Below are 10,657 nucleotides of genomic sequence, written 5' to 3'. Positions count from 1 at the left end.
CCGATCCTTCCCGCCGAACGGGCTGTCGGCAATCCGGCTGGCCGTTCGTTCTGATCCAGCCATTTGCATCTAGCAATGGCCTTGTGGGCGTCGTATGGTTCCCCGCACTGGCACAGGGCTGCGTCGACGAGGTGCTGCGGTTGGAGAGCCCGGTGCATTTCCTGGCCCGTGCCGCGCCGGCCGACACCACGCTGGACGGCGTGCCGGTCGCCAAGGACGACAACGTGCTGATCATGATCGCTGCGGCCAATCGGGACCCGGCCCGCTTTCCGGCCCCGGACACCTTCGACCCGACCCGCCCCGGCCCCCCGTCACTGGCCTTCGGAGTGGGTCTGCACTTCTGCCTCGGCGCGGCGGTGTCCCGGTTGGAGGGACGCCTCGCACTACCCCGGCTGTTCGCCCGGTTCCCCAACCTGACGTACACCGCAACGCCGACGTACAGCGGCAGCCTGTTCCTGCGCGGCATCGACAAGCTGCTGGTCAGCACCGGCGGATAGGAGCGACATGGCCCTGCACCCGGAGGTCGCGGCGTACCGGGCGGCCCGTGCCGCGGCCGGCACCCCGCCGCTGTACGCGCAGACCCTCATCGAGGCGCGCGCCGCGGACCTGGCCGCGATCCGCGCCGGCAACGGCGCGGTCGAGCCGGTGGCCGAGGTACGCGAGGAGACGATCCCCGGCCCCGGCGGCGAACTGCCGCTGCGGGTGTACCGGCCGGCCGGGTCGGGCCGGCTGCCCACCCTGCTGTATTTCTTCGGCGGCGGGTGGACGCTCGGCAGCATCGACACCGCCGACGACATCTGCCGACGACTGGCCAACGCCGTGCCCTGCCAGGTGATCACCGTCGGCTACCGCCTCGCCCCGGAGCACCCCTTCCCGGCGGCGGTGCACGACTGCCACGCCGCCACCCGCTGGGTGGCCGGCCAGGCCGACCGGCTGGGCGTGGACCCGGACCGGCTGGCGGTGGGCGGGGACAGCGCTGGCGGCAACCTCGCCGCCGCGGTCACCCTGCTCTGCCGTGCGGGCGGGCCCGCGCTCGCCGCGCAGCTGCGGGTCTACCCGAACACCGACCAGGGCGGCGACCCGGCCGGCCCGGCCGACGACGTCGATCCGACGTTGTTCAACCGCCGCTCGGTGGCCTGGTACCGGACGCACTACCTGTCCGACCCGGCGCACGCCCGGGACCCGCTGGCCTCGCCGCTGCGCGCCGACGACCTGTCCGGGTTACCGCCGGCGCTGGTGGTCACCGCCGAGCTGGACCCGCTGTGCGCGCAGGGGCAGCGTTACGCCGAGCGACTGCGCGAGGCTGGCGTACCGACCCGGCTGGCGCACTACCCGGGCATGATCCACGGCTTCTTCGCCATGCCCGGCGCCTTCACCGACGGGCGGCGGGCGCAGGGGAGCGCGGCGGCGTTCCTCCGGGAGCGATTCGGGCTGCCACCCGGGCCGGACGATCCGGCAGTCGCCGGGACGGGCACGGCGGTGCGCGATGGTTGAGCCGGTGCTGACCGACCTGCCGGCCGTGTCGCTCGCCGACTACGCCGAGCGGGCCCGGGCCGTGCTCCCGTCGGACGTGTGGGACTACGTCGCGGGCGGCAGCGCGGCCGAGGTGACCCTGGCTGCGAACCGTCACGCGCTGGACCGGGTCGCGGTGCTGCCCCGGGTGCTGCGCGGGGTGGACACCGTCGACCTCGGCACCCGACTGCTCGGCCGCCCGTACGCCATGCCGGTCGGGGTGGCGCCGATGGCGTACCAGCGGCTGGTGCACCCGGACGGGGAACTGGGCCTCGCGGCGGCGGCCGGGGCGGCCGGGGTGCCCTATCTGGCGAGCACGCTGGGCAGCACACCGATCGAACAGGTCACCGGCGCGGGCGCGGACGTCTGGTTCCAGCTCTACTGGCTGCGCGATCGGGCTCTCGTCCGCGACCTGCTCGACCGGGTCGTCACGGCCGGCTGCCGGGCACTGGTGGTCACCGTGGACGTTCCGGTGCTGGGCCGCCGCCCCCGGGACCTGCGCAACGCGTTCCGACTGCCGGCCGACGTGGTCGCCGCGAACCTGCCCACCGGACGGGATGCCCTGGCGCACGCTGGCGCCCCCGGGGTTTCCGCGATCGCCGCACACACCGAGGCGGCCTTCGCGCCCGCGCTGCGCTGGACGGACCTGGCCTGGCTCCGCGAGCAGGTCGACCTTCCGCTGGTGGTCAAGGGGGTGCTGGACCCCGACGACGCGGTCGAGGCGGTGCGGATCGGCGCGGACGCGGTGGTCGTGTCCAACCACGGTGGGCGGCAGCTCGACGGTGCGCCGGCCAGCGTGACCATGCTCCCGGAGGTCGTCGACGCGGTTGGTGACGAGTGCCAGGTGCTGATGGACAGCGGCATCCGGGGCGGCACCGACGTGCTGCGGGCGCTCGCGCTGGGTGCCGCCGGGGTGCTGGTCGGTCGGCCGCTGCTCTGGGCGCTGGCTGTCGGTGGCGAACACGGCGCGCGGGACGCGCTGGACCTGCTCGCCGCCGAACTGCGCGACGCTCTCACCCTGGCCGGCTGTCCCGACCCGGCGGCTACCGGCGAGCTGCGCACCCGTACGGCAGGTTGAGCGGTGACCGCCACCGAACCGGTCGACCTGACCGTCGCCGACCTGCACCCCGCGCTGGGCGATCCGGCGCTGACCTCGATGAACTTCCTCAACGAGGTGTCTGAGCGCTATCCGGCGGCGGTGTCCCTCGCGGCCGGCCGGCCATACGAGGAGTTCTTCGATCTCGCGGCGGTGCACCGGCACCTGGACACGTTCCACCGGCACCTCACCGACGACCTGGGTCACCGACCCGAGCAGGCCCGGCGGCTGCTGTTGCAGTACGGCCGCACCAAGGGCATCGTGCACCACCTGATCGCCCGCAACCTCGCGGTCGACGAGGGGATCACCGTCGACCCGGAGGCCGTCGTGGTGACCGTCGGCTGCCAGGAGGCGATGTTCCTGGTGCTGCGGGCGTTGCGGGCCGGGCCGGCGGACGTGCTGCTCGCGGTCGCCCCGACCTACGTCGGGCTGACCGGGGCGGCCCGGCTGGTGGACCTGCCGGTGTGGCCGGTCGCCGGTGGGTCGTCCGGGGTGGACCTGGTCGACCTCTCCACCCAGGTACGCCGGGCCCGGGCGGCGGGGCTCCGACCGCGCGCCTGTTACGTGATGCCGGACTTCGCCAACCCCTCCGGAGTCAGCATCGACACCGCCCACCGGCGGCGGCTGTTGGCGTTGGCCGCCGAGGAGGATCTGCTGCTGCTGGAGGACAACCCGTACGGGCTGTTCCACCTCGACGACAGGCCGCGCCCGCCCACCCTCAAGGCGTTGGACACCGAGCGCCGGGTCGTCTACCTCGGCTCGTTCGCCAAGACCGTGCTGCCCGGTGCCCGCGTCGGGTACGTGGTCGCCGACCAGCGGGTGGCCGGGCCGGACGGCCGGGTCGGCCCGCTCGCCGACCAACTCGCCATGATCAAGAGCATGGTCACGGTGAACACGTCGCCGATCGCGCAGGCGGTGATCGGCGGCCGGCTGCTGGAACACGGCGGCAGCCTGGTGCCCGCGAACACCCGGGAGCGGTCCGCGTACACCCCAACCTGCGCCACCTGGTGGCCGGCCTGGGTCGGCGGTTCCCGGACCGGCCCGACCGGCCGGTGCGGTGGACCGTGCCGGCCGGCGGGTTCTTCGTGGTGGTGACCGTGCCGTTCCCGGTCGACGACGCGCTGCTGGACCGCTCGGCGCGCGACTACGGTGTGTTGTGGACGCCGATGGCTCACTTCTACGACGACACCGCGCCGGTGTGTGGCTGTCGGTCAGCGCGGTGACTCCCCAGCAGATCGACCTCGGGCTGGATCGCCTCGCGGCCCTGATCACCGACGAGCTGACCCGTCGGGCAACGGGAACGGTGGGTTGACACACCGCGTTCATCGGATGGCAATGCGCAACGGCCCGCGTGCCGGGGTCCTGGCTGGACGGTCATAATAGGCCGCATGGTTGCCTGGGAGTACGCCCTGCTCGTCCGCCGCTATCAGGGACAGGGCCGCAATTTCCATGTCTCGTTCGTCTGGTACGCGCCGGACGGGTCACGCAAGGACATCACGGCCTTCGGCGACACCGCCATCGCGCACCTCAACCTCGCCGGCCGGGAGGGATGGGAGCTCGTCTCCGCGGCCGAGGACGTGAACAACGTCCAAGGAAGCACCGAAGTCCACCGCTACCACCTCAAGCGCCCCCTAACCTGAGCCCCACCCACCCACCCCCCGCCCTTTGCCCCCGCCCCGCCCCCGTCCGCCGCCCCCGCCCCCCGCCCCGTCGATCTAGGGCTAATCGTCGCTAGTTGATCTCTAGCCGCAGCAATTTTCCCTAGATCGACGCGGTGGGGGGAGCGGGGGAGCGGGGGAGCGGGGAGCGGGGAGCGGGGGTCAGGTCAGGTTGATGGCGGGGTAGAGGGGGTGCGGGGCCAGCAGGTCGGTGGCCTGGCGGGCGATCTTGTCGGCCAGATCGGGGTCCAGGGTGTACTTCGCCTTCGACGGCGTGCCGTCGGCGTTGGCGCCGGCGGTGGTCTGGGCCAGCACGGTGTGGATCAGCTCCGCGGTCTGGTCCATCTCGGCGGTGCCCAGCCCCCGGGTGGTCAGCGCTGGCGTGCCGACCCGGATGCCGGACGTGTACCAGGCCCCGTTCGCATCCTGCGGGACCGAGTTGCGGTTGGTGACGATGCCCGAGTCCAGCAGAGCCTGCTCGGCCTGCCGGCCGGTGAGCCCGTAGCCGGACACGTCGATCAGCACCAGGTGGTTGTCAGTGCCGCCGGTGACCAGCTTCGCGCCCCGGCGCAGCAGCCCCTCGGCGAGGGCCTGCGCGTTGTCGACGATGCGGGTCGCGTAGTCGGCGAAGTCGGGGCGGCGGGCCTCCGCGAGGGCGACCGCCTTGGCGGCCATCACGTGCGGCAGCGGACCACCGAGCACCATCGGGCAGCCCCGGTCCACCTGGTCGGCCAGCTCCGGCTGGCAGAGCACCATGCCACCGCGCGGGCCGCGCAGCGACTTGTGGGTGGTGGTCGTGACGATGTGCGCGTGCGGCACCGGGTCGAAGTCGCCGGTGAACACCTTGCCGGCCACCAGGCCGGCGAAGTGTGCCATGTCGACCATGAAGGTGGCGCCGACCGAGTCGGCGATCTCCCGCAGGATCCGGAAGTTCACCTTCCGGGGGTACGCCGAGTAGCCGCCGACCAGGATCAGCGGCTTGAACTCGCGGGCCGCCTCGGCCACCCGGTCGTAGTCGATGAGACCGGTCACCGGGTCGGTGCCGTAGCTGCGCTGGTCGAACATCTTGCCCGAGATGTTCGGCCGGAAGCCGTGGGTGAGGTGACCGCCGGCGTCCAGCGACATGCCGAGCATCCGCTGGTTGCCCAGCTCGCGGCGCAACGCGAACCAGTCGGCCTCGGTGAGGTCGTTGACCTGGCGGACCTGCGCCTTCTTCAGCGCGGGGGACTCCACCCGGTCGGCCAGCACCGCCCAGAACGCGACCAGGTTGGCGTCGATGCCCGAGTGCGGCTGCACGTACGCGTGCGCGGCGCCGAACAGCTCCCGGGCGTGCTCGGCGGCGAGCGCCTCGACGGTGTCGACGTTCTGGCAGCCGGCGTAGAAGCGGCGTCCGACGGTGCCCTCGGCGTACTTGTCACTGAACCAGTTGCCCATGGCCAGGAGCGTCGCCGGGGAGGCGTAGTTCTCACTGGCGATGAGTTTGAGCGACTCCCGCTGGTCGGTCAGCTCGGCGCCGATGGCATCGGCCACCCGCGGCTCGACAGCCCGGATCACCTCAAGGGCACTACGGAAAGCGGTGGACTCGGCGTTGCGCGACATGCGACCTCCTACAGACGTGCGGGAAGGCCCAGGCGCTCGGCAAACGTCCTCGTGACGGGACCGCTCCCCGATGGTTCTCCATCCCCACGCGCCAGTAACGGCCCGCGCCGATCCTACCGGGTACGCCGCAGCCCGCCCGGTGCACCTCCGGCCCACCGGGCGGGTCCACGTCCAGGGCGGGGCCGCTCAGGCGGTCACGGCGTCCAGCGACTTCTTGAGCGCCTTCGGCGCGGTCGGGGTCTTCGGCGCCTTCCGGCGTAGCTCGATCATGCGCTCGCCGATCTCCTGGAGCTGGTTACGCCCGAGCGCCTCACGCACCTTGGGGAACCACTCCTCCTCTTCCTCCTGGACGTGGTGCAGCACGCTCTCGATCAGCACCGTCGTCTTGGCGTTGTACCGCTCGTCGTCTGGGGCCATGGTGAAGAGTTCGAGGCAGAGCACGTCCGCGACGTGGTGCTCCTCGTACGACTCCAGGACGTCGTCCTCGACGTCCGGCACGAGCCGGCGGACCTCGGGGTACATCACCTCGTTCTCGAGGTAGGTGTGCACCGTCAGCGCCTCGATGATCTGCCTGACCAGCTGCCGCCGCTCGCTCGCCGGCGCTTCCTCGGCGTCCTGGAACGCCTTGAACAGGCGGCGCATCTCCTTGTGGTCCTCTTTCAGCATGACGATGGCATCGGTGGACACCGGATGACCTTCTCGAGTCGACTGGTGTCGCCACCCGTACCCGGGCATGGACCTGCGCAAACAGCAGGACGGGGCCCGGCGCTGGAACGCCGGACCCCGTCGCTGATGGTGCGGGTGTTACTTCACCACGTTGTACGCGTCGACCATGCCGAAGCCGTAGAACCCGTTACGGTTCCCGCCGGAGCAGGTCGCGTTGTAGGTGTCACCCAGCAGCGGCACCGGGTTGTAGACGCCCTTCGGGCAGGACTGGGCCACCGCCGTGCGCTCCAGGAACGACGACAGCTGGCCCGGGGTCATGCCCGGGTGCGCCGAGAGGGCCAGCGCCGCGACACCGGTGGCGTGCGGGCCGGACATCGACGTGCCCTGCTTGTACCCCCACCCGTTGGTGCGGGTAGCGGTGTTGAAGGTGGTCGACAGGACGGCGTCGGTGCTGGTCGAGCGCGCACCCTGGGTGCGGAACCGGCTGTCGCCACCCGGCGCCGTCACGTCGATGACACCTTGACCGTAGGAGGAGTAGTAGCTCTTCTCCCCGGTCGGGCCCACCGCACCGACGGTCACCACGCCCGGCACCTCGGCCGGCAGGTCGAGGCAGGCGTTGGTGAGGTTCTCACGGTTCTCCGGCGTCCCGTTGTTCGGGCTGCCGGTGTCCGTGATCTTGTGAGCGAGGTCGTAGTTCGAGTTACCCGCGGACGCGACGTTGAGCACGCCCTTGGACTGCGAGTAACGGATCGCTCGCTGCACGGCCTGCCACACCGGGCGCTGGCGCGCGTCGTTGCGGCAGTTCATCTCCCACGGGTCGATGTAGTAGCTGTTGTTGGTCAGCTGCATCCCGTGGTCGGCGGCCCACATGAACCCGCAGACCGCAGCCTCCGGGAAGATGTAGCCGTCGTCGTTGACCACCTTGACGGCGGCGACCTTGGCGCCCGGCGCGATGCCGGTCACGCCGACGCCGTTGACGGCGGCGGCGATGGTGCCGGCCACGTGGGTGCCGTGGTCGCTGGTGGTCGGGTTCCAGGCCGCCTCGGCGGTGTTGGTGGCACCGCCGATGCAGGACACGCTCTTGTCCTTGGCGATCTGGGTGGCCAGGTCGGGGTGGCTGCTGGAGATGCCGCTGTCCAGCACGCCGACAACCACGTTCGAGCTGCCCGCGTTGACCGCGTGGGCCTGCGGGACGTGGATCATGTCCATGTCCCACTGCTGGGCGTACATCGGCTCCTTGGTCGGGTCGCCGGTGGCGTCGGCCGCGGAGACCTCCACGGTCTCGCCCTCGTCGAGGGCGGTGCCCAGGCCGGCGGTGGACGCGACCGCGTCGACGCCCGCGCCCGCCACCGCAGTGGCGAAGTTCGGGTTGGTCGAGCGGACGACGAGCACGCCGATCTGGTTGTAGCTGGCCACCACGGTGCCGTTGGCGGCCGCCACGCGGGCGGCGGCCTTGTCGGTCTTGCCGCCCTGCGGGGCGAGGACCAGGAACGTGGTTTCCGGTCCAGCCGCCGCGGCCGGCGCCAACCCGCCGGTGGCGGCGAGGCCGACGCCGAGCGCCACGACGGACGCGGCGGCGAGTGTCTTGCGACGCAGGTTCTTCACACAGACTCCCAGAGGGCTGATCCAGCCGGCCCCACTGCCTGGCGGGAAGCGGGCCGGCGGTAAACGAGCAGGTTGCTCGCTTTCCAGGGGGTTCAGCGTCGGAATCCTGGGTTGTGTTACCCGCAGCCGGAGGGATCGACAACAACCGTCAGACCGTGGCCAGGCACGGGGGCAGCTCGTCGAGCAGCTCACGGGCGAGACAGCCGGTTCGCGGCCGGCCGGGCGTGAACCCGCTGGGGGCGGGTAAGCGGTGCGCGACCGGAGTCGAGACAGGGGAGGTATGTCGTGGCGACCATGACCAGGGAACAGATGAGCCCGGTGCGGGACAAGAACTACGACCTGATCCACATGTTGCAGATGTCGTTGGAGAACATCTACCGGATGGACACGTACATCGCCGACGCGGACGCGCGGGGCGACACGGAACTCGCCAACTGGTTCCGCAAGATCCAGGAGAACAACCGCAAGGCGGGTGACCAGGGCAAGCAGATGCTCATGACGCGCATGCAGCAGGAAGGGCGCTGATCGCCCGAACCGTCGGCCCAACCGGCCGCTGCCCAGCGGGGGCAGCGGCCGGACCCGTCGATGGCGCAAAATGTCTCGTCCGACAAGACGGGATGGAGCCATCGATGACGGTCCTCAAAGGGCTGCGGGAAGCCCTGGTGCTGCTGGTGATCGCGCTGGTGGTGGTCGCGGTGGCTGCCGGGGTGTGGGTCGCGGTGTCCGGCGGTGAGTTCGCCACCCGGCTCGGCATCGCCCTGGTGGTCGTCGGGGCGCTGCTCGGGGTCACGGGCGACCTGACCCTCAGCCGGGTCGGCATGTTGGGTGCCCGGGCCACCTTCGGGCTCGCACCCGAGCAGGAGACCGGGGGCGGTGGCCGAGTCCTCACCGGGGTCGGGATCTTCCTGTTCGTCGGGTTGCCGCTCGTCGTCGTGGGCATCATGCTGATCTCCTGACCTGCCCGGCCTGCCCGAGGGGCGGCCGGGACGGGCCGCTGCCCGTTACGGTGTGAGGCGTGGCGACCACGGCGGCCGAGGAGATCCGGGTGGGGCAGCGGGTGGTCCGCGTCTCCAGCCCAGACAAGCCGTACTTTCCAGAACGCGGGCTGACCAAGCTCGACGTGGTCCGCTACTTCCTCGCCGTCGGCGACGGCATCCTGCGCGCCCTGCGCGACCGGCCGACCATGCTGGAGCGCTGGCCGCGCGGCGTGTTCGACGGCGCGAAGATCGCCACCCGGCAGGACAACCGCGGCGACGCGTTCTACCAGAAGCGGCTGCCGGCCGGGGCGCCCGACTGGGTACGTACTGCGCACATCACCTTCCCGAGCGGCCGGACCGCCGACGAGGTGGCCCCGAGCGAGCTGGCCGTGGTGATCTGGGCGGCCAACCTGGGCACCTTGCGTTTCCACCCCTGGCCGGTCTCGGCCGGCGACGTGGAGCATCCCGACCAGCTTCGCATCGACCTGGACCCGATGCCGGGAGTGGACTTCGCCCAGGTCGTCCCGGTCGCCCACGAGGTGCGGGCGTTCCTCGACGAGCTGGGGCTGGTCGGCTACCCGAAGACCACCGGCGGCCGGGGCATCCATGTCTATCTGTCCATCGAGCCGCGGTGGAGCTTCGGGGACTGCCGGCGGGCGGTGCTGGCGCTGGGCCGGGAGATGCAGCGCCGGCTGCCCGACCTGGTCACCACCACCTGGTGGCGGGACCAGCGGGACCGGCCGGTCTTCGTCGACTACAACCAGATGGCCCGCGATCACACCGTGACCTCGGCGTACTCGATCCGGCCCACCCCGCGGGCCCTGGTCTCCGCGCCGCTCGACTGGTCGGAGCTGGACGACGCGCGGCCGGAGGACTTCGACGTGGTGAGCCTGCCGGCCCGGTTCGCCGAGCGGGGCGACCCGCACGCCGGCCTCGACGGCCGCCGGTTCTCCCTGGAGCCGCTGCTGGAGCTGGCCGACCGGGAAGGGCTGGAGGCCCCGCCGGCACGCTGAGCGCCTACGGCCAGGGGCTCTGCGTGCCGTCGAACTCCTCGAAGACCAGCCAGCTACGCGTCGACAGCACCCCGGCGATGCTCTGCACCCGATCCAGCACCACGTCCCGCAGGGTGGCGTTGTCCGGCGCCCGCACCAGCGCCAACACGTCGTGCTCGCCGCTGAGCAGCGCCACGTGCTCGACGTAGCGCACCCGGGCCAGCTCCTCGGACACCTCCCGCCACGTGTTCTGCTCGATGGTCAGCGCGAGGTACGCCGACGTGCCCAGCCCGGCGGGCTCCGGCGCCACCCGGGCCCGGAAGCCGGTGATCACCCCGTCCCGCACCAGGCGCTCCACCCGGGCGTACGCGTTGGTGCGCGAGACGTGCACCCGCTCGGCCAGCGTACGGATGGAGAGCCGGCCGTCGCGGACCAGTTCGCGCAGGATCCGGCGGTCCACCTCGTCGGGGGGCCCGGCCGAACGTCCCGTTCCGCCCGCCACGCCCGGTACGAGGTTGGCCTCCTGGCTCATGAACCACTCCTCATCCTGCC

Annotated in this window: 10 protein-coding genes, 2 pseudogenes and 1 riboswitch; of the genes and pseudogenes, 8 read left to right on the top strand and 4 right to left on the bottom strand. The window is 71.7% G+C overall.

Annotation, left to right across the window (positions count from 1 at the left end):
- Nucleotides 1-32: 32 nt before the first annotated feature.
- From OG811_RS27625 to OG811_RS27605, 5 genes and pseudogenes are all read left to right on the top strand, one after another.
- A pseudogene (locus tag OG811_RS27625) lies at nt 33-497 on the top strand (cytochrome P450); the annotation flags it as partial.
- Between the two features lie 7 nt (nt 498-504).
- A complete protein-coding gene (locus OG811_RS27620; RefSeq protein WP_406069888.1) occupies nt 505-1,494 on the top strand; it encodes an alpha/beta hydrolase in 990 nt (329 codons plus the stop codon).
- Nucleotides 1,487-2,590, top strand: a complete 1,104-nt coding sequence (locus OG811_RS27615) for an alpha-hydroxy acid oxidase (protein ID WP_406069887.1) — start codon at nt 1,487-1,489, stop codon at nt 2,588-2,590. Before OG811_RS27620 ends, OG811_RS27615 begins: the two co-directional genes overlap by 8 nt.
- Nucleotides 2,591-2,593: 3 nt before the next feature.
- A pseudogene (locus OG811_RS27610) lies at nt 2,594-3,920 on the top strand (aminotransferase class I/II-fold pyridoxal phosphate-dependent enzyme).
- 67 nt (nt 3,921-3,987) lie between these two features.
- Nucleotides 3,988-4,248, top strand: a complete 261-nt coding sequence (locus OG811_RS27605; protein WP_406075946.1) for a hypothetical protein — start codon at nt 3,988-3,990, stop codon at nt 4,246-4,248.
- 180 nt (nt 4,249-4,428) lie between these two features.
- Here OG811_RS27605 and OG811_RS27600 read toward each other — a convergent pair whose 3' ends face one another.
- From OG811_RS27600 to OG811_RS27590, 3 genes are all read right to left on the bottom strand, one after another.
- Entirely contained in the window at nt 4,429-5,865 is a 1,437-nt protein-coding gene (locus OG811_RS27600; protein WP_406069886.1) for a glycine hydroxymethyltransferase, read from the bottom strand.
- Between the two features lie 19 nt (nt 5,866-5,884).
- Nucleotides 5,885-5,974, bottom strand: a riboswitch (ZMP/ZTP riboswitch).
- A gap of 77 nt (nt 5,975-6,051) precedes the next feature.
- Nucleotides 6,052-6,552 (bottom strand): hemerythrin domain-containing protein, encoded by a 501-nt coding sequence (locus OG811_RS27595; protein WP_406069884.1) that lies wholly within the window; start codon nt 6,550-6,552, stop codon nt 6,052-6,054.
- A 117-nt stretch (nt 6,553-6,669) separates the two neighbouring features.
- A complete protein-coding gene (locus OG811_RS27590) occupies nt 6,670-8,136 on the bottom strand; it encodes a S8 family peptidase (protein WP_406069883.1) in 1,467 nt (488 codons plus the stop codon).
- A 294-nt stretch (nt 8,137-8,430) separates the two neighbouring features.
- On the opposite strand from OG811_RS27590, the gene OG811_RS27585 reads away from it, so the two are divergent.
- From OG811_RS27585 to OG811_RS27575, 3 genes are all read left to right on the top strand, one after another.
- A complete protein-coding gene (locus OG811_RS27585; protein ID WP_406069882.1) occupies nt 8,431-8,661 on the top strand; it encodes a hypothetical protein in 231 nt (76 codons plus the stop codon).
- A 104-nt stretch (nt 8,662-8,765) separates the two neighbouring features.
- Nucleotides 8,766-9,092, top strand: coding sequence for a hypothetical protein (locus OG811_RS27580; RefSeq protein ID WP_406069881.1), 327 nt, complete (start codon nt 8,766-8,768; stop codon nt 9,090-9,092).
- Between the two features lie 59 nt (nt 9,093-9,151).
- Nucleotides 9,152-10,126: a DNA polymerase domain-containing protein gene (locus OG811_RS27575; RefSeq protein WP_406069880.1), complete on the top strand. Its 975-nt coding sequence runs from the start codon at nt 9,152-9,154 to the stop codon at nt 10,124-10,126.
- Nucleotides 10,127-10,130: 4 nt separating this feature from the next.
- Here the strand turns inward: OG811_RS27575 and OG811_RS27570 are convergent, their stop codons facing one another.
- Nucleotides 10,131-10,637, bottom strand: a complete 507-nt coding sequence (locus OG811_RS27570) for an Lrp/AsnC family transcriptional regulator (RefSeq protein ID WP_406069878.1) — start codon at nt 10,635-10,637, stop codon at nt 10,131-10,133.
- Nucleotides 10,638-10,657 lie beyond the last annotated feature (20 nt).

The sequence above is a fragment of the Micromonospora sp. NBC_01638 genome, assembly GCF_045209745.1.
Lineage (GTDB): Bacteria > Actinomycetota > Actinomycetes > Mycobacteriales > Micromonosporaceae > Micromonospora.
This window is presented reverse-complemented; position numbering and strand designations above follow the sequence as displayed.

What these genes read in the sequence shown, in the direction of transcription:
- OG811_RS27620 (WP_406069888.1), top strand. Translation starts at nt 505, where the DNA reads ATGGCCCTGCACCCGGAGGTCGCGGCGTACCGGGCGGCCCGTGCCGCG.
- OG811_RS27615 (WP_406069887.1), top strand. Translation starts at nt 1,487, where the DNA reads ATGGTTGAGCCGGTGCTGACCGACCTGCCGGCCGTGTCGCTCGCCGAC.
- OG811_RS27600 (WP_406069886.1), bottom strand. Translation starts at nt 5,865, where the DNA reads ATGTCGCGCAACGCCGAGTCCACCGCTTTCCGTAGTGCCCTTGAGGTG.
- OG811_RS27585 (WP_406069882.1), top strand. Translation starts at nt 8,431, where the DNA reads ATGACCAGGGAACAGATGAGCCCGGTGCGGGACAAGAACTACGACCTG.
- OG811_RS27580 (WP_406069881.1), top strand. Translation starts at nt 8,766, where the DNA reads ATGACGGTCCTCAAAGGGCTGCGGGAAGCCCTGGTGCTGCTGGTGATC.
- OG811_RS27570 (WP_406069878.1), bottom strand. Translation starts at nt 10,637, where the DNA reads ATGAGCCAGGAGGCCAACCTCGTACCGGGCGTGGCGGGCGGAACGGGA.